Consider the following 19,033-nt stretch of genomic DNA (forward strand, 5'->3'; position numbering starts at 1 on the left):
CCTCCCCCTCTCCCAACCCTCTCCCCTGAAGGGGAGAGGGCTATTAGATCTCCGTCTCCAGCGCTTCGGCTACGGTGAAGATATCCTTGTCGCCGCGGCCGCTCAAATTGATCACCAGCAATTTATCCGCATCCATGGTCGGCGCGATCTTTTCCGCGGCGGCGGTGGCGTGGGCAGATTCGAGCGCGGGGATGATGCCTTCCAGCGCGGACAGGCGCTGGAAGCTCGCCAGCGCTTCCGCATCGGTGATCGGCACATATTGCACGCGGCCGATCTCATGGAGCCAGCTATGTTCGGGACCGATGCCGGGATAATCGAGGCCGGCCGAGATGCTGTGCGCCTCGGTGATCTGGCCATCGTCATCCTGCAGCAGATAGGTGCGGTTGCCGTGGAGCACGCCCGATGCGCCGCCCGCGAGGCTCGCGGCGTGCTTGCCGGTCTCTATGCCTTCGCCCGCCGCCTCGACGCCGATCATGGCGACTTCGGGATCGTCGAGAAAGGGATGGAACATGCCGATCGCATTCGATCCGCCGCCTACGGGGGCGATCAGCAAATCGGGCAGTCGGCCTTCATATTCAAGCATCTGCGCGCGGGTCTCGGTGCCGATCACCGACTGGAAATCGCGCACGAGTTCGGGATAGGGATGCGGACCCGCCGCGGTGCCGATGATGTAGAATGTGTCATGCACGTTCGCGACCCAGTGGCGTAGCGCCTCGTTCATCGCATCCTTCAGCGTCTTCGATCCGGATTCGACCGCATGGACTTCCGCGCCGAGCAGCCGCATCCGGAACACATTGGGCTTCTGCCGCTCGATATCGCGCGCGCCCATGAAGATCGTGCAGGGCAGGCCAAAGCGCGCCGCCACGGTCGCGGTGGCCACGCCATGCTGGCCCGCGCCTGTCTCGGCGATGATCTTTTTCTTGCCCATCCGCATCGCCAGCAGGATCTGACCGATGCAATTGTTGATCTTGTGCGCGCCGGTGTGGTTCAGTTCCTCGCGCTTGAGGTATATTTTCGCGCCTTTGCCTGCGGGCGCTTCGGCGCGCAGTGCTTCGGTCAGGCGCTCTGCATAATAAAGCGGGCTGGGACGGCCGACATAATGCTTCATCAGATCGTCGAATTGCGCCTTGAACGCGGGATCGGCCTTGGCCGCGCGGTAATGCGCCTCAAGATCGAGGATGAGCGGCATCAGCGTCTCGGCGACATAGCGCCCGCCGAATTCGCCGAAATGCCCGCGGTCATCGGGCTGGCTGCGGAGTGAGTTGATCAGGGTCATGTTAAATTCCGTTTTTATCGAGCGCGGTGGGGCTATTCTTTCGGGCGGTGCTGGGTCGCCAGCTCGGCCTCGTCATGAACAGCCCTTGGGGCACGCGCGTATGGAACGGATAGCGAGTCATAATGCGGCCACGGCTTTAAGGAATGCGGCGATCTTGTCCACATCCTTGATGCCCGGCGCGGATTCGACGCCCGAGGACGTGTCGAGCAACGTCGCGCCGGTTATCCGGGCGGCCTCGGCGAGATTGCCCGCGTCGACCCCGCCGGAGAGCGCCCATGGCATCCCGTGGCGAAATCCCTCGAGCAGCTTCCAATCGAAGCGCAGACCCATGCCGCCGGGCAGTGCCGCATTCTCGGGAGTCTTGGCATCGAACAGGATGCGGTCCGCTGCGCCGTCGAACATCGCCGCGGTGGCGAGGTCGGCGCTGGCGCGCACGGGGATCGCCTTCCAGATTTCGATGCCGAAGCGCTTGGCGATCGCGGACACGCGCGCAGGGCTTTCATGACCATGCAATTGGATGGCATCGAGCGCAGCCGCGCCGGCGGCGGCATCCAGCATCGCATCGTCGGGATCGACGAACACGCCGACTTTGCGGATATGACCCGGGACGCGTGCGGCAAGCCTTTGCGCTCGTGCAAAATCCAGATGCCGTGGCGATTTGGGGAAGAATACAAATCCGACATGGCTGGCACCATGTTTGATGGCGGCATCAAGCGTTTGGGGCGTGGAAAGGCCGCAGATTTTGGCAGAGACTCGATTCATCCCGTCCCTCTACCGCAAGCGGAAGTTCAGTGCGAACCTGCTTCCGTTTGTCCCGAGCCTGAGCGCCTGCCTTGCAAGCAGTCGAAGGGCTCGGGACAAACGGTTGGGAGGCTGACCTCCGTGTCATTCCCGCGCAGGCGGGAATCCAGCTTTGCCTGGAAGCATCCGAAAGAAGAAGAAGCGGGATCCCCGCGTTCGCGGGGATGACAGGTGGGTTATGACCAGGGTGGCTTACAAAGTCGCCGCGATATCGCGTGCGGCCTGATCGGGATCCTCCGCCCCCGTGATCGGACGGCCCACAACGAGGATCGACGCGCCGGCATCAAGCGCCTTGCGGGGGGTCATGACGCGCTTCTGGTCGCCGATCACGCCGCCCGCGGGGCGCACGCCGGGGACGACGAAGAAACCACCCGGCCAGATCTTGCGCGCCGCAGCGACCTCATTGCCCGAACAGACCACACCATCGAGTCCGGCATCCTTGGCAAGCTGGGTCAGGCGCATAACCTGATCATGCGGATCGGCGGGGAGGCCGACCGAGGCGAGATCGTCGCCATCGAGACTGGTGAGCACGGTGACGCCGACGACCTTGGTGCCGAGGGGGGCGGCCGCCTTGGCGTCTTCCATCATCGCGCGTCCACCCGAGGCGTGAACGGTGAGGATCGCGGGTTCGAGCGCGCGGAGCGCCTGGATCGCCTTGCCAACGGTGTTGGGAATATCGTGCAGCTTGAGGTCGAGAAAGATCGGCAGACCGAGCGCCGCCATGTCGCGCACGCCAGAGCGGCCGTTGGCGGTGAAGAATTCAAGACCTAGCTTGATCCCGCCCACGTGATTGCGGACTCTGGAAGCGATCGCCTTGGCGCGTTCGAGATCGGGCGTGTCGAGCGCCACATAGACTGGACTGCTCATGAAACACCTGGCGGCACGGCGGTGGGGATCGAGGCGGGCGGGATCGAATCGCCGGGATCGGAGGACACGACCGGCGCGGTGGTGACCGAATAGCCGCGCGCCGCATCCAGCGCGCGTTCCGTGCTTTCCAGCTTGCGGCGCATTCGCCACCGGGTCGCGCGGTGCAGGATGAAGGTGGGCAACAGGCCGATCAGAAAGGCGGAGAACAGAAGCACGGGCAGCTTCGAATCGATCTGGACATCACCCCATAAATTGAGTGTCACCGGGGTCCAATTCCCGAAGGAAAAGATCACCGCCACCACGGCCAGTATCACCCAGAAGATCGTTTTCAAAAATTGCATGTGGTGCGCCCCGTGTCGTTCATTGAAGATAATAGGCCGTTTTCTGCGGATTTGCCAAGGATGGCTATGTCCATCGCCGTCTCATTCTATTTCCGCGCGCAGTTCCGTGAACAGATCGGGCACGGTTTTCAGCCGCGGTTCCTCTTCATCCAGGATGGCGATGAAGGCCGCGCGCTTCATCCGGGCGGCAATGCCCTCGGGCAGGGCGGCTTCCGCGGGCAGGCTGGAAAGCAAGATGTCGATAAGCCGGTCCGCGCCGTGCAGACGGCCCCAAAGATAGTCATTTTCGCGAAACGCGCGGCTGAAGAAGGCGCCGAAGCTGTTGAACTGGACGCCTTTCAGCGTGGCTTCCGCGCCCCCGCTGCGGATCGCATGGGCGTCATCTGGCGAGATGCGATCGACTTTCACCGGATCGAATTCGTCGAGTCCCTCGCCCTGCAGCAGCGGCAGCGTGGCAATGTCATAATAAGGAAAGCCCAGATAGGTGAGCAGCATCGTGCGGCGTTCGGCCTTGGGCAGATCGGCCAGCGCCTCGGCGATGCGCTCGTCCGTCATCGCATCCAGGCCGTTCAGATTGCGCGCGGCGGCCAGCGCATCGAGCGCGGCGGCGGGATCGTTCATCACCTTTTGCGCCGCTTCGATCATCGGGGCGGCAAAGAGATCGCGGATTTCAAGATCCAGATAGAGCGCCAGGCATTCGTAAATGGCGTTGCGCAGCGCGTCGAGCGCGGGCAGCGGCGCTTCAGCCAGTGCGGAGACTTCGCCCAGGCGACGCGCCATGAAGCGCAGACGGCGGATGCGGAAATTGAGATCGTGATCGCGGAAGAATTCGATCGCCTTGGCAGACGCGCCGCTGTTCCGCCCGCCCACCCGCTCCAGTCCGCGCGCATGGAGCGCCGAGACCAGCATCATGCGGATCGCGTCGGCGCGGGGCGGGTGTGTGGCATTTTCCCCCAGCCGCGCGATCATCGCCGCCATTTCACCGATCACCGCAGACAGCTTCAAATGGCCATAAGCGGCATAGGCATGGCCCGCGCTCTTTGCGCCGCGATCCTGCGCCTTCTCGCGCCAGGCGGAGAGGCGCGCCGCGGTCGGGCGATCGAGGAACAGCGTCATGCCGAACAGCGCCTCGATCGATTCCTCCACCTCTTCGCGCAGCGCCTCGACGACTTCGCGCATCCGCCGAATGCGGGTGGAGCGCTGATCGATCGCATCGAGATTGTCGCGGATCGGCTGGGTGCGGGGCAAATCGGAAAGCGCGCCGAAGATCGTGCCGAAGAAGCCGGGCAGCGCATCGTCATCCGCATTCCGCGTGATCCCGATCGAGCGCACGCCGGGCTTGGGATCGATATAGACGAAACGCCGGTCCACCTCGCGGCGCGCGGGGCGGTTTTTCAGTGCATCGATCGCCGGCTTGAACGGCGCGTTGGCGAGCACGGATCCGTCGATCAGCACGGTATCCTCGGCCAGCAATGCACCGGCATGGCGCGGCAAGATGCGTTTCAGAAAGGCCGTGCGCCCCGGCCAGGCCTGGCCCCGCTCTTTCAGAACAGTGTCAAGTTCAGCGACCGTGAAGGGCGGGAAAGCACCAGGAAAGCTGGCAGTGGCGCGCGCGGCGAACGCCAGATCGGCGGCGTCGCCCAGGCCGCGGGCATCATGCGCGCGGTTTGAAAAGCCGATAACTAGACGATGTTCAGTTTCAATCACTTTGGGCGGGCTATGCAGCCTGAGCGATTCCGGATGACCCCGGAAATCGGTGACCGTCACAAACAGATCGAGCGGCTGGCTGGGCGGCAGCAGCGGCGGGCCGGGTTCGCTCTTCTGCATGGCCTCCAGCGCGTTCAGCAGCAATGTGGTGAAGCCAGCGCCGCCAAAGGGCGGCTCGAACCAGCGCGCCCGGATGAAGCGGGAGAGCTTGCCCTTCACCTCGGTCTGCGTATCGGGATCGACGGTGCGCTCCACCGTGCCGTCCTTGCGCCCCGCCGCCATCCACACGATCGGCGTCGCCCAGAATTTGCTGAATTTGGAGAGCGGCCGCGCATCGGGATCGAGCAGCCGGTCTATATCGGCGCATTCGAGCCAGAGATCGGTGAGCGGCTCGAGCGATTGCCCGGTGACGATCGCCTGGGAGAGGAAGATGCCGTTGATCCCGCCAGCGGACGCACCCGCGACGATATCGGTCAGCACGCGCATCTTCGTGCCGGTTTCGGCCTGAATGGTTTCCAGCAGCGCGCGATACACGCTTTGGCTGCCGGTGTCGGCGGGGCGGCCGTCGTGAAAATCCCGGCTCGCGCGCGCCAGCCGCCAGATCTCCTTGGTGATGCCATGCATGTAAACAGCGAGCGAAATTCCGCCATAGCAGACGAGCGCCAGCCGCAGTTCCTTCTCCCGCATGGCGCATGGTTGGCAGGGGCGGGCGGGAAAGTCGAGAGCGCTCAGCGCTTTGAGCGTTGCTGTTCGCTTTTCGGAAATATCAATGGCGCGCCAAGATCGCGAACCGCCTTTTGCTGTTCAACGTCCCGATTTTCGGCGGGCAATGAAGGTCCAGTTATCGGATCGATCACCAGCATTTGGTCCGTCGAGGACAGAATGCTGCCGACCACCGTTCCTACGGCCCCGACCCTTGGAAATACATCGCAACTGGATATTACTTCGGGCTTCAACAGAATATTTTTTCCCGCATATGAGCCTTGGCGCATCGCGATGACGCGCGCTTCCACCGTGGATCGATTCACTGCTACAATTTGCACGTCGGCCGCGATAATATCTCCGACTTTATCAACTGGAATGCCGTGTCTTTGAATATAGGGTGGAAGATCGGGCAATCCACGAAGATAGGATCTCATACTCTCGCTTGTGCGACACGCATGAGCCGACTGTATGGTACAGGTCAGCGTTACCAGTATGAAGAAAAATCGTGATGGACCGCAATTTTTCATAATAAAAACTCTTAAAATAGAAATATCTGTTGTTTCTTATGTAATAAATACTATTCTTTATAGAATTGCGACCGATAAATTCATATCGGCATCATTCTGCACCAAAACTGCACATCTCTTGCGCGGCATCAGCAACCGTCCCGGATCAGCAATGCTTGGCGCGGCTTCACAAGGCCGATCATGTCCAAAGGGGAGATGATCGATGGCGGATGCGACGCTGCGGCGGGGCCGCTATTCCTATGTTTTGAAATTCGCGGCTGCTGCGGCGCTGGGGGTGGCGGCGGACTGGCTGTTCCTGTCCCAGTGGTTCGGCGCAAACCTCGGCTATTTCGCGCTGATGCTTGTGGCCGCGGTGGCGTGGCTCAGGCCATCGGCGCGGCAGGATTGGGGCGGACTGGCGGGGTTGTGCGGGGCGTGCTGCTTCGCGCTGGTACTCGTCGAGAATCCTTCGCTGCTGGCGGCGGCACTTTACTGGTGTGCGCTGGCCTTTGCCGTGCTCTCGCCCCGGACGGCGCAATTCGATCATGCGCTGCGCTGGATCGTCAGGCTGATGATCCATGGCGCGCTGATTCCTGTTGGGCCACCTGTCGATTTGCAGCTCTGGCTGAAGGCAAAGCGTCGCACGCCGCGCTGGGGCGTTGCCCGGTTTATCCCGGTCGTCGCCTTGCCGCTGATCGGAAGCCTCGTCTTCCTCGCCTTGTTCGCCAGCGCCAATCCGCTGATCGGCGATGCGATCGGACGCCTCGACATCGGATTGCTCACGGCGATTTTCTCGCTGCCAAGGCTCGCCATATGGGCATTCGCCTTCGTGATATGCTGGGCGATGCTCCGGCCCTTGACGACACGGGCTTTGAAGCGCCCGGCAGAGCGAGGCGCAGCCATGGTCATTCCGGGCGTTACCATCGCCTCGGTCACGCTGTCGCTTGCCATGTTCAACGCGCTGTTTGCGTTGCAAAACGGGCTCGATATCGCCTTCCTCTGGAGCGGCGCGGCACTGCCGGAGGGCGTGACGCTGGCGGGTTATGCGCATCGCGGTGCCTATCCATTGATCGCGACGGCGTTGCTGGCGGGGTTGTTCGTGCTGGTGACGATGCGGCCCGGATCGAGCACGGCGGCCAGCGGGGCGATCCGGCGGCTGGTCTATATCTGGACTGCGCAGAATGTGTTCCTCGTCGCATCCTCCATCCTACGCACGCTCGATTATATCGAGGCTTATTCGCTCACCCGGCTGCGCATCGCGGCGCTGATCTGGATGGGGCTGGTGGCGCTCGGGTTGATCCTGATCTGCATTCGGCTGTGGCGATCGAAGAGCGATGCGTGGCTGATCAACGCCAATTTCGCAGCGGCGCTGATCGTGCTTTCGGTCTGCTCGGTGGTGGATCTGGGGCGGATGGCGGCGGCATGGAATGTGCGCCACGCATCCGAAGCGGGCGGCAGCGGGACCGCGCTTGACCTTTGCTATCTGAACGCTCTTGGCCCCTCCGCCCTGCTGCCGCTATTGGAACTGGAAGGGCGCACGCAAAATGCCGAATTGAGGGCGCGGCTGGAATGGTCCCGCAATGCGATGATGGACCGGATGGATCGCCATCTTGCCGACTGGCACAGTTGGACATGGCGCGATGCGAGGCGGTTTGCGCAGGCCGAGCGGATTATCGCGGAGGAAAAACTGCCGCGCTACCGCGCCGGCCCCAGGCGCTGCAACGGCATGGCTCTGCCACCTCCGCCGCTGACGACGACGGTCGAGCCAGCGACATCAACCCCTTTGACAGCGGAGCCCACACGGTGAACACAGCCTATGCCATGAGCCACAAGATCCTGATCGTCGATGACGACCCCCATATCCGCGAAATCCTGTCCTTTGCGCTCGGCAAGGCCGGCATGGAGACGCGCGAGGCGGCGGACGGCGAGGATGCGCTCGCCGCGATCGCGCGATCACGTCCCGATCTGGTGGTGCTCGATATCAATATGCCGCGGATGGACGGGCTTGAGGTGTGCCGTCGCCTGCGCGCCACGGGGGATCTGCCCGTGCTGTTCCTCTCGTCGCGCGATGACGAGATCGACCGCGTGGTCGGGATCGAGCTGGGCGCCGACGATTATGTGGTAAAGCCCTTTTCGCCGCGCGAAGTGGTGGCGCGGGTCAATGCGATCCTCAAGCGCGCCGGGCGCACGCCGGCGGTGACGGGGTCGGAGGGACAGGTGGCGCATAACCGGCTGTCGCTCGATACCGAAGCCTGGGAGGCGCGCTGGGGCGGCGACAAGGTGGACGTGACTGCGACCGAATTCCAGCTTCTGCTGCTGCTCGCCTCGCTCCCCGCCAAGGTGTTCAGCCGCGATGCGATCATCGACCGGCTGCACGGGCCCGGCTTTGCCGTGACCGATCGCACGATCGACAGCCATATCCGCAATCTGCGCGGCAAGTTCGTGAGCATGGGCGGGACGGATCTGATCGAGACGCGCGCGGGGATCGGGTATCGGATCGGTGCTTGTGTGGGCGCGGCGGATTGATATCCGTTTCTCCCCGTCCTTCCCGCGGAAGCGGAAATCCAGCTACCTTTGGTACTGAAGCCATGGAAGAAGCGGGATGCCCGCGTTCGCGAGCATGACGGGGATGGAGACGCTGAAATCATGGATCAAGCGCCGCTGGCCGCCGATCCATTTGCGCGTGATCCTGTTCGGCGTGCTGCTGTTCGTGGCGGCGCTACCCGGCGTGGCGGCGGTCTCCTTGCGGGTCTACGAAAATACGCTGGTTCAGCAGACCGAGGCCGAGTTGATCGCCCAGGGTGCGGCGCTGGCGGGGGCGTATCGCGCGGCCTGGCCGGAGCGCTTTGATGCAGGACGTCGCCCGCTGATCATCGAGCGGCCCAAGGTCGATCTGAACGCCATGCAGATCCTGCCCGAACTGCCCGATCCGGTGCGCGGGCCGGCGGCGGGGCGCAACGCCGCGCTGACGGGCCGCGCCTTGGCCCCTGTGGTCGCCGATACGCAGCAGACCACGCTCGCGGCGATCCGCGTGCTGGATCGGAACGGCCTGGTCGTGCTCGGTCGCCGCGATCTGGGGCTGAGTTACCGCGATGTGCCCGAAGTGCGCGCCGCGCTGGCGGGTCGGAGCGAAACCGTGCTGCGGCGGCGGGGCGGCTATCAGCCGCGCTACAATCTGGAGTTTCTCAGCCGCGCCTCGGCGATCCGCGTCCATTATGTCCGCCCGGTGATCGCGGATGGGCAGGTGATTGGCGCGCTGATGTTTTCACGCTCCCCGCGCGGGCTGTTCCTCGGCGTCTATCAGGATCGCGGCAAGATATTGCTGGGCGTGGGCGGGATATTGCTGATCCTGCTGTTTCTGGCGGGCCTGCTTCATCGCGCCATCGCCAGGCCGATCGAAGCCTTGAGCCGTGCGACCGAGGCGGTGGCATTGGGGCATGTGGATGTGCCCGAAACCCCCGCGACGGCCGCGATCGAGATCCGTGCGCTCTATCAAAATTTCGCGCTGATGGCGGAGCGGATCGAGCGGCGCTCGCGCTATCTGCGCGATTTCGCCGCGGCGGTGAGCCATGAATTCAAGACGCCGATCGCGGGTTTGCGCGGCGCGCTCGAGCTGCTCGGCGATCATGGCGCCACGATGACCGCGGACGAACGGAAGCGCTTTCTCTCGAACGCGATGGCCGATGCGGACCGGCTCTCCCACCTCGTCCAGCGGCTGCTTGATCTGGCGCGGGCGGACATGATCGTGGCACCGAGCGATGCGGCGACCGATCCGGCGGGACCGGTGGGACTGGTGGCGGACGCGCATCGCGGTCCGGGGCTGGCGATCGACGTGGATTTGCCGCGTGACGTCATGGCGGCGATCCCGCCCGAAGTGCTGGAGGCGGTGCTGGAAACCCTGGTAGAAAATAGCCGGCAGGCGGGCGCGGGCAAGGTGATGATCCAGGGGGTGATCGACAATGGCGCTCTGGCGCTCACCGTGTCCGACGATGGCCCGGGCATCGCGCCCGCCGATCGCGACCGCATTTTCGAGCCCTTTCACACCGGACGTCGGGCCGAAGGCGGCTCCGGTCTCGGTCTGGCGATCGCGCGATCGCTGCTCGCCGCGTGCGGCGGGACGATCGCCAGCGCGCCATCGGACGCGGGCGCGCGGATCGTGATCCGCCTGCCAATTGTAAAAGATTCGCACTGAATTCAGCGATTGCTTCTGCGCGTCATCCTGCGAGACTAAGCATCCGGTTCAACGCCCAGGGAGCGCGCGATCATGGATATTGCCCAGGAACTTCTCAAACAAAGCGAAAATATCGACATGGGTGCGCTCGCCCAGCAATTCGGGCTGTCCGAATCGCAGGCGGGATCGGCCGTGTCGGCGTTGCTGCCGGCGATTCTCGGTGGCGTGCAAAAGGCCGAACAGAGCGGCGGGATTGATCAACTGGGTTCGATCGCCAGCGCCTTGGGCGCGCCGGCGCAGGATACCGAGGGCGGCAATGCGATCCTCGGCCAGATCTTCGGCTCCAAGGATGTGAGCCGGACCGTGGCGAGCCATGCAGCGGCGCAGACCGGGATCAGCGACGGTATCTTGAAGGCGATGCTGCCCGTGGTTGCGGGACTGGTGGCGCAGCAATTGACCAAGAAGATGGGCGGCGGGATGCTCGGCGGCTTGGCGGGCGGTCTGCTCGCCTCGCTGGCGGGCGGTGCGGCTGCCAATGCGCAATCCCCCGCGGGCGGCGGCGGCCTGGGTGATCTGCTGGGCGGCCTTGGCGGTATGTTCGGCGGTGGTGGGCAGGCGGGTGCACCCGCGGCTGGCGGGCTCGGCGGTCTGCTTCAGGGGCTGGATGCCAATGGCGATGGCAATCCGCTGGATGATATCATGGCGAAATTCGGCAAGGCTTGAGCATTTCTCCCCTCTCATAAGACTTGGAGGGGAGAAAGACGCTAATCCGCTTCGAGATCCGCCCAGACCGGTAAATGATCGGACGCCCGGCGTGCAATGGGGCTGTGATGCGTTCCCGCGTCTGCAATCTCCAGGCCTTCGCCGATCATGATCCGGTCCAGCGTGGCAACCGGGCGGCGCGCGTGAAAGCTCTTGCCGCACGCCGCGAACCGGTAATGCCGCGCGAAATCGTGCAGGCAGCCGCTCTGACGGCTCCATTCGTTCAGATCCCCCATCATCACCGTGGGATATTTCACCTCGCACGCATCGAGATTGGCGAGGATCGCGCGCGCCTGCCGCCGCCGCCACAGGCCCGAAAGATCGAGGTGCATCCCGACCACGCGGATCTTGACGCCGTTCACTTTCACATCGGCCATGACCGCACCGCGCGGTTCCAGCGCGGGAATGTGGATCACTTCGCGGTGTAATATCTCGGCGGATTTGCGCACGAGGATCGCATTGCCATGCCAGCCCAGACTGTCTGCCCGAATATCGAAGGGCACATGGACATAATCGCTATGCTCCTCCAGCAGGTGCAGCGGGATCACGCCCATGCGCGCGCCGAAACGCCGGTCGGCCTCCTGCAAGGTGATCACATCGGCCTGGATCTCGTTCAGCACGGCAAGGATCCGGTCCGGATTGCGGCGGTTGTCGGTGCCGACGGCCTTGTGGATATTGTAACTGGCGACGCGGATCATCGGACCCCTAGTGGACGGTTTGAACGGGATGCACAACGCTTCGGATGCCGATACCGATCCTCGACAGAATTGCACCCTAGCGCGCCCTAAAAAGAACATGTAGGGAACATGGATGGCAAAACTCCAGCGACGATATGTGTGCCAGGCGTGTGGCTCGGTCAGCAATAAATGGGCCGGGCAATGCGCCGATTGCGCAGAATGGAATACGATGGTGGAGGAGGGCGGCCAGGTGGTGACGCCCTTTGCCGCCAAGCATAATCTGCAATCCGGCGGCCGCGCCGTGTCGCTGGTCGGGCTCGATTCCGATATCGCGCTGCCCGAACGCGCCGCGACGGGGATCAAGGAACTGGATCGCGCGCTGGGCGGTGGTTTCGTGGAGGGATCCGCTACGTTGATCGGCGGTGATCCGGGGATCGGAAAATCGACCCTGCTGCTGCAGGCGGCGGCGAAGCTGGCGCTGGCGGGCAAGTCGGTCGCCTATGTCTCTGGCGAGGAAGCTGCGGATCAGGTGCGGCTGCGCGCGCGGCGGCTGGGCCTCGGCAATGCGCCGGTGCAGCTCGCCGCGGCCACGTCCGTGCGCGATATCCTGACCACCTTCGGGAATGGCGCGCCGCCCGATCTGCTGGTGATCGATTCGATCCAGACGATGCACAGCGATCTGATCGAGGGCGCGCCGGGCACGGTGAGTCAGGTGCGCGCCTCCGCGCAGGAACTGATCCGCTTCGCCAAGGAGCGCGGGACGGCGGTGGTGCTGGTCGGCCATGTCACCAAGGACGGCAGCATCGCGGGGCCGCGCGTGCTTGAGCATATGGTGGACACCGTGCTCAGCTTCGAGGGTGAGCGGAGCCACCAATATCGCATCCTGCGCGCGATCAAGAACCGCTTCGGCGGCACGGACGAGATCGGTGTGTTCGCAATGGTCGAGGAGGGGCTGACCGAGGTCTCCAACCCGTCCGCGCTGTTTCTCACGAGCCGGGACGAAAATGTGACCGGCTCCACCGTCTTCCCCGCGCTGGAAGGCACGCGCCCGGTGCTGGTGGAAATCCAGGCGCTGACGGTCCGACTGGCGAGCGGGGCGACGCCGCGCCGCGCGGTGGTCGGTTGGGATTCGGGACGGCTCGCGATGATCCTCGCGGTGCTGGAAGCGCGCTGCGGCCTGAGTTTTTCCACCTGCGAAGTGTATCTGAACATCGCCGGGGGATATCGGCTGACCGATCCTGCCGCTGATCTGGCCGTCGCGGCGGCGCTGGTTTCTGCGCTCAGCGAACGGCCGGTGGCGATCGATGCGGTGGCCTTTGGCGAAGTGGCGCTCTCGGGAGAGATCAGGCCGGTGGCGCACGCCGGATTGCGGCTGAAGGAATCGGCGAAACTGGGCTTTGGCCGCGCGCTGGTGCCGCTCGCGATCGCAAGGGACAAGAGCGCGATGACGCTCTCCGGCTTCAAGACGCTGCGCCAATTCGTTGACCATATGCTCGCGCGTGACTAGCTGGGCCTATGCCCGCTTTCACCGCGCTTGATATCATCGTCCTCATCCTCGTCGGCGGCGCCGGTGTGCTGGGGTTCCTGCGTGGATTTTCGACCGAGGTGCTGTCGCTTTTCGCCTGGCTGCTGGCGGTGTTCGCGCTGAAATTTCTTCATGCCCCGGTGGCTCACGCGCTGGAAGGCAGCGTCGGCACCTGGGGGGGAGCCAGCGTGCTCGCATTCACGCTCGTTTTCGGGATCACCTTCTTCATTGGTCGGCTGACGGCGCGGACGATCGGTGGGCGCATCCGGCAATCGGTGCTGGGCGGATTCGATCGCATCCTCGGGGTCGGCTTCGGCGCGCTCAAGGGCCTCATCATCGCGACCGTGATCTACCTCATCGTCACGCTGTTTTACGATACGGTTTATGGCGGCGTCGCCAAGCGGCCGGACTGGATGACGCAATCGCGGACCTATCCCTTGCTCAATGCTTCGGGCCGGGCGCTGGTCGATTTCGTGCAGGCGGGGCAGAAGGCCACGCCCGCCAAACCCGAAAATGCGGCCAAATCCTCATGAACGCACCGCTCTATAACGCCACGATCCTGCGGCTGGCCGCCACGATTCCGCATCATGCGCGACTGGAAAAGGCGCAGGCGAGCAGCGAATTGCGCTCTCCGGTCTGCGGCAGCCGGGTGACGGTGGATGTAATCCTTGGCGATGATGGTCGGGTTGCGGCTCTGGGGCAGGAGGTGCGCGCCTGCGCGCTGGGGCAGGCATCCGCGTCGTTGATGGGCGCGCACGCCTTGGGCAAGTCCGTGCAAGAACTGGAGGCCGCGCGCGATGCGCTCACGGCCTTTCTCGCTGGGCAGCGCGACGATCCGGGTGACTGGCCGGGGCTGGACATCTTCCTGCCCGCACGGCCCCACACCGCGCGCCATGCCTCGATCCGGCTGGCGTTCGAAGCCGTGGCCGATGCGGCGCAGCGGGCATTGAAGGCAGATTGATGGAAACCGAAGTCCACGCCACGACGATTTTGCTTCAGGAAGGGGTGGTGTTGCTCGGCGCGGCGCTGCTGGCGGTGATGCTGTTCCGCAAGCTCGGGTTGGGCGCGGTGCTGGGGTATCTCGTCGCGGGGGTGATCATCGGGCCGCAGATGCTGGGGCTGGTCGGCGGCGGCGAATCCAAGCTGAACATCGCCGAGATCGGCATCGTGCTGCTGCTGTTCATCGTCGGGCTCGAACTCAATCTGGAACGGCTGTGGCGGCTCAAGCGCGAGATTTTCGGCTTTGGCCTGGCACAGGTGGTGGTGAGCGGAATCGCGATCACGCTGCTCGTGTTCACCACGAGCGGCTTCACGATCGGCGCGGCGCTCGCTCTTGGCCTTCCCCTGGCGCTGTCGTCCACCGCACAGGTGCTGCCGGGCCTCAAATCCTCGGGCCGGATCAACACGCCCTTTGGCGAGCGCGCCTTTTCGATTCTGCTGTTTCAGGACCTTTCGATCGTGCCGCTGATCACGATCATTGCCGCGCTGTCCCGCGCGCCCGCCGATCCCACGCCGATTCCGGGCGCTGCGCTGTGGGCGAGCACGATCGGCATGGTGCCCGCCAATGGCGTGCTGCTCGCGATCAACACGGTGGCGGCGATCGTCGGGCTGGTGCTGGCCGGGCGCTATATATTGCGGCCCTTGCTCTCTCTGGTCGGGCGACTGGGCGAGCGGGAGTTGTTCATCGTCGTCGGGCTGTTCACCGTCTTTGCCAGCGCCGCGCTGATGGAGACGCTCCATCTGTCCACCGCGCTCGGCGCGTTCGTCGCGGGCGTGATGCTCGCGGATTCGCCCTATCGGCATGAGATCGAGGCGGATGTGGAGCCATTCCGCTCGATCCTGCTCGGCCTGTTTTTCCTCGCGGTGGGGATGGTGCTGGATGTGGGCGCGGTGCTGGCCAATCCGCTCTATGTCATCGGTATGGCGGCGGCGCTGGTGGCATTGAAGACCGGGGTGATCTTCGGGATCGCCAAATTGGCGGGCATGAAGACGCGGCAGGCCTTTGGTCTGGGGCTTTTGCTCAGTCAGGGCGGCGAATTCGGCTTCGTGCTGTTCGGCCAGGCGCAGAGCGCGCTGCTGATCGAGCCGCAGGCCGCCAGCCTGTTCGGCGCGATCGTCACGCTCTCCATGGCGACCACGCCGTTTTTGCTCGCCATCGCGCGTCGCTTCGAAAGCGCCGAATCGGTGGCGCAGGGGGAGGCGGAGGATGCGGCCAATGCGGGCGGCGCGCGCGCGATCGTGATCGGCTATGGCCGCTTCGGGCAGACCGTATCGCAATTGCTGATCTCGCAGGGCGTTTCGGTCACGATCATCGATCAGAGCCCGAGCCAGATCGAGCTTTCCAGCACCTTTGGCATGAAGGTCTATTATGGCGACGGCCGTCGCGTCGATCTGCTGCGCGGGGCGGGCGGCGAAGAGGCGCGACTGATCATCTTCTGCACCGACGACCGCGCGATGGGCGAAGAGACGATCGCGCCGATCCAGGCGGCCTTCCCGCGCGCGCAGATGCTGCTGCGCGCCTATGACCGGCGTCAGTTGATCGCGTTCTCCAGGCTGCATGTGGCGGGCGCGGTGCGCGAGGTTTACGAATCGGCGCTGACGATGGGCGCGCAGGCGCTGGCCGAACTGGGGCTGGACGAGGAAGATATCCGCGTTGCCGAGCGGGAATTCCGTGAGCGGGATATGGCGCGGTTCGAGAAACAGGCCGAGGCGGGTGATCTCCATGCCGCGCAGGACATGATGTTCAGGCCGGGTGTGCCGGTCAAACGCGGGGAGTGCGGCTGATGCTGATGGTGATCGCGGCGCTGTCGGGCGCAATGGCGGTGGCAGCGGGCGCGTTCGGCGCGCATGGCGCCAGCGGCGATGCGGTGGAATGGCTGAAAACCGGCGCGCTCTATCAGATGGTCCATGCGGTTGCGGCGATCGCGCTGGCGGGCCGGGCGGGAGCCAATGGTCCGGCGTGGCTGTTCGTGATCGGCGGCGGGCTGTTCGCGGTGACGCTCTATGCGATGGCGCTGGGCGCGCCCCGCTGGTTCGGGGCGATTACGCCGATCGGCGGGACGCTGTTGATCGGAGGATGGCTGTGGCTGGCTTGGGGTGCGTTGCGGGGGTGAAGGTGTAAAACGACCACTTGCGGACATTGGCTTCATCGTCATCCCGGACTTGATCCGGGATCCCGCTCTTTTTCAGGCAAGCGTTTCGAACATATCGTGCCATTGGGCATTGCTCTGCTCGATCAGGGCAAACTTCCATTCCCCTCGCCAGCGCTTGATGCGCTTTTCATGGGCGATGCACTGAAGGATATCATCGCCGCGCTCCGCCCAAACGAGTCGGGTTAGCCTATATCGCGCGCAGAAATCCGATCCCTCACCACGCCGATGCTGATAAACGCGGACCGCAAGATGCGTCGTGACACCGACATAGATCGTGCCGCGATAACGATCGGCCATAATGTAGACCCAACCGCCCTTCCTTTCACTTCCCATACGCAAAGCTTGAAGAAAAGCGGGACCCCGGGTCAAGCCCGGGGTGACGAGGAAGGCGAGCGTGATACCAAAACCCGACAGTCCGCTCTCCACCAAAATCAGCCTTTCACCGGCAATCTGCAATCTGGCGCAAATCCGCGGAAGGTCACACGAAAGTCACACTTGTATCCAACTCTTTCCAAGGCATCCTAAACCCGAAATACCGGGCATTGCCTTGTTCAACGATGTCAAAAAGCCGCGCGGAGTGAAGCAGATCATGCCGCTGTAGGACAGTGATAAAAAACGGCGGTGCGGGACTGGAGCGGGGACTTTACCCTGATCGTCATTGCGAGCGCAGCGAAGCAATCCCGCGAGGTGGCCGACGATGGATTGCTTCGCGGCGCTCGCAATGACGACGATGATGTTCATGTCATCAAAAACCGATCCCCGTCATTCCCGCGAACGCGGGAATCCCGCTTTTTGATTCTTCCTTTTCGCGTGAAGCCTCGAAAGGCAGGAAGAAGAAGCGGGGTCCCCGCGTTCGCGAGGATGACGGTTAGGGGGCGTAGTTGCTCCTCCCGCCTCAGCCCCGCTCGCCATCCAGAAACGCCGCCACATCCGCCAGCGCGACCGACTTATCGACATAGGATTGTCCGATCCCCCGCGCCAGGATGAACGCCAGCGTGCCTGCCGCCATTTTCTTGTCGTGCATCATATGCGCCACAAGCGCCGCGCCGCTGGCTGTCACACCCGCGCTGGCGGCGTCATGGGGCAGGCCGATCGCCTGCAGATGGTGCGTCAGGCGCACCGCATCCTGTGACGGGCACAGCCCTCTGGACGCCGAGAAGCGGAAAGCCAGCGCCATGCCCGCGGCGACAGCCTCGCCGTGCAGCAGCGCGTCGGAAAAGCCCTTGTCCGCTTCCAGCGCGTGGCCGAAGGTATGGCCGAGATTGAGCAGGGCGCGGCGGCCGCTGGTCTCGCGTTCATCCTCGCCCACGATCGCGGCCTTGGCGGCGACGCTCTTTTCGATGGCATAGGCGCGGGCTTCGGGATCGCCAGCAAGTAGCGCGGCGGCATTGGCCTCGCACCATTCATAGAAAGCGAAATCCGCGATCAGCCCGTATTTCACCACTTCGGCATAGCCAGCGGCGAGTTGGCGGCGGGGCAGGGTGTCCAGCACCGTGGGATCGATCAGCACGAAGCTGGGCTGATGAAAGGCGCCGATGAGGTTCTTGCCCGCCTTACTGTTGATCGCGGTCTTGCCGCCCACCGACGAATCGACCTGCGCGAGCAAGGTGGTGGGAATCTGCACGAAGCCGCAGCCGCGCTTCAGGATGGCGGCGGCAAAGCCGACGAGATCGCCGATCACGCCGCCGCCCAAAGCGATGACATGATCGCCGCGCTCCACCTCCAGGGTCAGCAGCAAATCGGTCAACGCTTCAATCTGCGCCCAGCTCTTGGTGGCCTCACCAGGTTCCAATATCACCGTCTCGATCGTCAAGCCCGCAAGAGCCGCCGACAGCCGCGACATTTGCGCGCTCGCCACATTTTGATCGGTGATGATCACCGCACGGCCGCGGCTGAGCCAAGGCGCGAGCAAATCCCCCGCCCGGTCCAGCGCACCGTTTTCGATTCTCACGTCATAGCTGCGATCGCCAAGCGAAACGGGGATGATCGTCATGGCTGTGCGGCCCTTTCGGCAAGCGCGTGGAGGATATTGTCCACGGTGATGTCATGAGGCGACGGCTGGCTGCGGATATGGATCGGCGCGAGCGCATAGACGGGATTGCGGATCGCGGCGAGTTCTCCCAGCACGGTCTCTGGATCCTTGTCTTTCAGCAGCGGACGGCTGTCGCGCCGGCCCACGCGATCGGCCAGCACCGCGATATCGGCATCGAGCCAGATGGCCAGCGCGCGCGCCAGGATCAGCGCGCGGGTTTCCTCCTGCATGAAGGCGCCGCCGCCGGTCGCGATGATCTTGGGTGTGCCGTCGATCAGCCGCGCGATCACGCGGCGTTCCCCGTCGCGGAAATGCGCTTCGCCATAGCGTTCGAAAATCTCGGTGATGGAGAGTCCTGCGGCTTCCTCGATCTCGTGATCCGCATCCACGAACGGCAAGTGCATCCGGCTCGCCAGACGCCTGCCCACGGTCGATTTGCCCACGCCCATCAGGCCGACAAGCACGATCGGCTGGTTCGGATATGAAAGAGGGGCGGTTTGATGCTGCATGG

20 protein-coding genes are annotated in these 19,033 nt (G+C 64.0%); 9 read left to right on the top strand and 11 right to left on the bottom strand.

The window, feature by feature from the left end; all coding sequences use genetic code 11:
• Window positions 1–43: 43 nt before the first annotated feature.
• The 6 genes from trpB to FHS49_RS14675 all read right to left on the bottom strand — a co-directional run bounded on the left by trpB (window position 44) and on the right by FHS49_RS14675 (window position 6,131).
• Entirely contained in the window at window positions 44–1,276 is a 1,233-nt protein-coding gene (trpB, locus tag FHS49_RS14650; protein WP_184019953.1) for a tryptophan synthase subunit beta, read from the bottom strand.
• A gap of 117 nt (window positions 1,277–1,393) precedes the next feature.
• Window positions 1,394–2,038 carry a phosphoribosylanthranilate isomerase gene (locus FHS49_RS14655; RefSeq protein WP_184019955.1) on the bottom strand — a complete coding sequence of 215 codons (645 nt, stop codon included), beginning with the start codon at window positions 2,036–2,038 and terminating at the stop codon, window positions 1,394–1,396.
• Between the two features lie 231 nt (window positions 2,039–2,269).
• Window positions 2,270–2,944, bottom strand: a complete 675-nt coding sequence (gene pyrF, locus FHS49_RS14660) for an orotidine-5'-phosphate decarboxylase (protein WP_184019957.1) — start codon at window positions 2,942–2,944, stop codon at window positions 2,270–2,272.
• Window positions 2,941–3,285, bottom strand: coding sequence for a lipopolysaccharide assembly protein LapA domain-containing protein (locus FHS49_RS14665; protein ID WP_184019959.1), 345 nt, complete (start codon window positions 3,283–3,285; stop codon window positions 2,941–2,943). The genes pyrF and FHS49_RS14665 overlap by 4 nt, the downstream gene beginning before the upstream one ends.
• 81 nt (window positions 3,286–3,366) lie before the next feature.
• Window positions 3,367–5,679, bottom strand: a complete 2,313-nt coding sequence (locus tag FHS49_RS14670; protein ID WP_184019961.1) for a patatin-like protein — start codon at window positions 5,677–5,679, stop codon at window positions 3,367–3,369.
• A 41-nt stretch (window positions 5,680–5,720) separates the two neighbouring features.
• On the bottom strand, window positions 5,721–6,131 hold the full coding sequence (locus FHS49_RS14675) for a hypothetical protein (RefSeq protein WP_184019963.1): 411 nt from the start codon (window positions 6,129–6,131) through the stop codon (window positions 5,721–5,723).
• A 295-nt stretch (window positions 6,132–6,426) separates the two neighbouring features.
• Here FHS49_RS14675 and FHS49_RS14680 point away from each other — a divergent pair, with 295 nt between their 5' ends.
• The 4 genes from FHS49_RS14680 to FHS49_RS14695 all read left to right on the top strand — a co-directional run bounded on the left by FHS49_RS14680 (window position 6,427) and on the right by FHS49_RS14695 (window position 11,097).
• Complete coding sequence (locus tag FHS49_RS14680) at window positions 6,427–8,010, top strand: DUF4153 domain-containing protein (RefSeq protein ID WP_184019965.1); 1,584 nt, start codon at window positions 6,427–6,429, stop codon at window positions 8,008–8,010.
• A 14-nt stretch (window positions 8,011–8,024) separates the two neighbouring features.
• Window positions 8,025–8,729, top strand: a complete 705-nt coding sequence (locus tag FHS49_RS14685; RefSeq protein ID WP_184019967.1) for a response regulator transcription factor — start codon at window positions 8,025–8,027, stop codon at window positions 8,727–8,729.
• A gap of 76 nt (window positions 8,730–8,805) precedes the next feature.
• A complete protein-coding gene (locus FHS49_RS14690) occupies window positions 8,806–10,395 on the top strand; it encodes a sensor histidine kinase (RefSeq protein WP_246350817.1) in 1,590 nt (529 codons plus the stop codon).
• 72 nt (window positions 10,396–10,467) lie between these two features.
• Window positions 10,468–11,097, top strand: a complete 630-nt coding sequence (locus tag FHS49_RS14695) for a DUF937 domain-containing protein (protein WP_184019969.1) — start codon at window positions 10,468–10,470, stop codon at window positions 11,095–11,097.
• Window positions 11,098–11,138: 41 nt separating this feature from the next.
• Here the strand turns inward: FHS49_RS14695 and FHS49_RS14700 are convergent, their stop codons facing one another.
• Entirely contained in the window at window positions 11,139–11,834 is a 696-nt protein-coding gene (locus FHS49_RS14700) for an endonuclease/exonuclease/phosphatase family protein (RefSeq protein ID WP_184019971.1), read from the bottom strand.
• A gap of 112 nt (window positions 11,835–11,946) precedes the next feature.
• On the opposite strand from FHS49_RS14700, the gene radA reads away from it, so the two are divergent.
• From radA to FHS49_RS14725, 5 genes are read left to right on the top strand one after another with little or no spacing between them, the layout of a single operon-like run.
• A complete protein-coding gene (radA, locus tag FHS49_RS14705) occupies window positions 11,947–13,320 on the top strand; it encodes a DNA repair protein RadA (protein WP_184019973.1) in 1,374 nt (457 codons plus the stop codon).
• An 8-nt stretch (window positions 13,321–13,328) separates the two neighbouring features.
• Window positions 13,329–13,871, top strand: a complete 543-nt coding sequence (locus tag FHS49_RS14710; protein WP_184019975.1) for a CvpA family protein — start codon at window positions 13,329–13,331, stop codon at window positions 13,869–13,871.
• Entirely contained in the window at window positions 13,868–14,299 is a 432-nt protein-coding gene (locus tag FHS49_RS14715; protein ID WP_184019977.1) for an iron-sulfur cluster assembly scaffold protein, read from the top strand. The genes FHS49_RS14710 and FHS49_RS14715 overlap by 4 nt, the downstream gene beginning before the upstream one ends.
• On the top strand, window positions 14,299–16,122 hold the full coding sequence (locus FHS49_RS14720; protein WP_184019979.1) for a monovalent cation:proton antiporter-2 (CPA2) family protein: 1,824 nt from the start codon (window positions 14,299–14,301) through the stop codon (window positions 16,120–16,122). The genes FHS49_RS14715 and FHS49_RS14720 overlap by 1 nt, the downstream gene beginning before the upstream one ends.
• Window positions 16,122–16,451, top strand: a complete 330-nt coding sequence (locus FHS49_RS14725) for a DUF423 domain-containing protein (protein ID WP_184019981.1) — start codon at window positions 16,122–16,124, stop codon at window positions 16,449–16,451. Before FHS49_RS14720 ends, FHS49_RS14725 begins: the two co-directional genes overlap by 1 nt.
• 72 nt (window positions 16,452–16,523) lie before the next feature.
• Here the strand turns inward: FHS49_RS14725 and FHS49_RS14730 are convergent, their stop codons facing one another.
• The 4 genes from FHS49_RS14730 to FHS49_RS14745 form a co-directional block, all read right to left on the bottom strand.
• Window positions 16,524–16,823: a GIY-YIG nuclease family protein gene (locus tag FHS49_RS14730; protein WP_184021113.1), complete on the bottom strand. Its 300-nt coding sequence runs from the start codon at window positions 16,821–16,823 to the stop codon at window positions 16,524–16,526.
• A gap of 156 nt (window positions 16,824–16,979) precedes the next feature.
• A complete protein-coding gene (locus tag FHS49_RS14735; RefSeq protein WP_184019983.1) occupies window positions 16,980–17,231 on the bottom strand; it encodes a hypothetical protein in 252 nt (83 codons plus the stop codon).
• Between the two features lie 154 nt (window positions 17,232–17,385).
• On the bottom strand, window positions 17,386–18,483 hold the full coding sequence (aroB, locus tag FHS49_RS14740; RefSeq protein ID WP_184019984.1) for a 3-dehydroquinate synthase: 1,098 nt from the start codon (window positions 18,481–18,483) through the stop codon (window positions 17,386–17,388).
• Window positions 18,480–19,031 (bottom strand): shikimate kinase, encoded by a 552-nt coding sequence (locus FHS49_RS14745; protein WP_184019986.1) that lies wholly within the window; start codon window positions 19,029–19,031, stop codon window positions 18,480–18,482. The genes aroB and FHS49_RS14745 overlap by 4 nt, the downstream gene beginning before the upstream one ends.
• Window positions 19,032–19,033: the final 2 nt, after the last annotated feature.

The organism is Sphingobium boeckii (assembly GCF_014199215.1).
GTDB lineage: Bacteria > Pseudomonadota > Alphaproteobacteria > Sphingomonadales > Sphingomonadaceae > Sphingobium_A > Sphingobium_A boeckii.

Bases quoted from the DNA above. Each gene is read 5' to 3' on its own strand.
- FHS49_RS14730 (WP_184021113.1), bottom strand. From the start codon at position 16,823: ATGGGAAGTGAAAGGAAGGGCGGTTGGGTCTACATTATGGCCGATCGT.
- FHS49_RS14685 (WP_184019967.1), top strand. From the start codon at position 8,025: ATGAGCCACAAGATCCTGATCGTCGATGACGACCCCCATATCCGCGAA.
- radA (WP_184019973.1), top strand. From the start codon at position 11,947: ATGGCAAAACTCCAGCGACGATATGTGTGCCAGGCGTGTGGCTCGGTC.
- FHS49_RS14680 (WP_184019965.1), top strand. From the start codon at position 6,427: ATGGCGGATGCGACGCTGCGGCGGGGCCGCTATTCCTATGTTTTGAAA.
- FHS49_RS14655 (WP_184019955.1), bottom strand. From the start codon at position 2,038: ATGAATCGAGTCTCTGCCAAAATCTGCGGCCTTTCCACGCCCCAAACG.
- FHS49_RS14670 (WP_184019961.1), bottom strand. From the start codon at position 5,679: ATGCGGGAGAAGGAACTGCGGCTGGCGCTCGTCTGCTATGGCGGAATT.
- FHS49_RS14725 (WP_184019981.1), top strand. From the start codon at position 16,122: ATGCTGATGGTGATCGCGGCGCTGTCGGGCGCAATGGCGGTGGCAGCG.
- aroB (WP_184019984.1), bottom strand. From the start codon at position 18,483: ATGACGATCATCCCCGTTTCGCTTGGCGATCGCAGCTATGACGTGAGA.
- FHS49_RS14745 (WP_184019986.1), bottom strand. From the start codon at position 19,031: ATGCAGCATCAAACCGCCCCTCTTTCATATCCGAACCAGCCGATCGTG.
- pyrF (WP_184019957.1), bottom strand. From the start codon at position 2,944: ATGAGCAGTCCAGTCTATGTGGCGCTCGACACGCCCGATCTCGAACGC.
- FHS49_RS14735 (WP_184019983.1), bottom strand. From the start codon at position 17,231: ATGAACATCATCGTCGTCATTGCGAGCGCCGCGAAGCAATCCATCGTC.
- FHS49_RS14720 (WP_184019979.1), top strand. From the start codon at position 14,299: ATGGAAACCGAAGTCCACGCCACGACGATTTTGCTTCAGGAAGGGGTG.
- trpB (WP_184019953.1), bottom strand. From the start codon at position 1,276: ATGACCCTGATCAACTCACTCCGCAGCCAGCCCGATGACCGCGGGCAT.
- FHS49_RS14700 (WP_184019971.1), bottom strand. From the start codon at position 11,834: ATGATCCGCGTCGCCAGTTACAATATCCACAAGGCCGTCGGCACCGAC.
- FHS49_RS14710 (WP_184019975.1), top strand. From the start codon at position 13,329: ATGCCCGCTTTCACCGCGCTTGATATCATCGTCCTCATCCTCGTCGGC.
- FHS49_RS14715 (WP_184019977.1), top strand. From the start codon at position 13,868: ATGAACGCACCGCTCTATAACGCCACGATCCTGCGGCTGGCCGCCACG.
- FHS49_RS14690 (WP_246350817.1), top strand. From the start codon at position 8,806: ATGCCCGCGTTCGCGAGCATGACGGGGATGGAGACGCTGAAATCATGG.
- FHS49_RS14695 (WP_184019969.1), top strand. From the start codon at position 10,468: ATGGATATTGCCCAGGAACTTCTCAAACAAAGCGAAAATATCGACATG.
- FHS49_RS14675 (WP_184019963.1), bottom strand. From the start codon at position 6,131: ATGAGATCCTATCTTCGTGGATTGCCCGATCTTCCACCCTATATTCAA.
- FHS49_RS14665 (WP_184019959.1), bottom strand. From the start codon at position 3,285: ATGCAATTTTTGAAAACGATCTTCTGGGTGATACTGGCCGTGGTGGCG.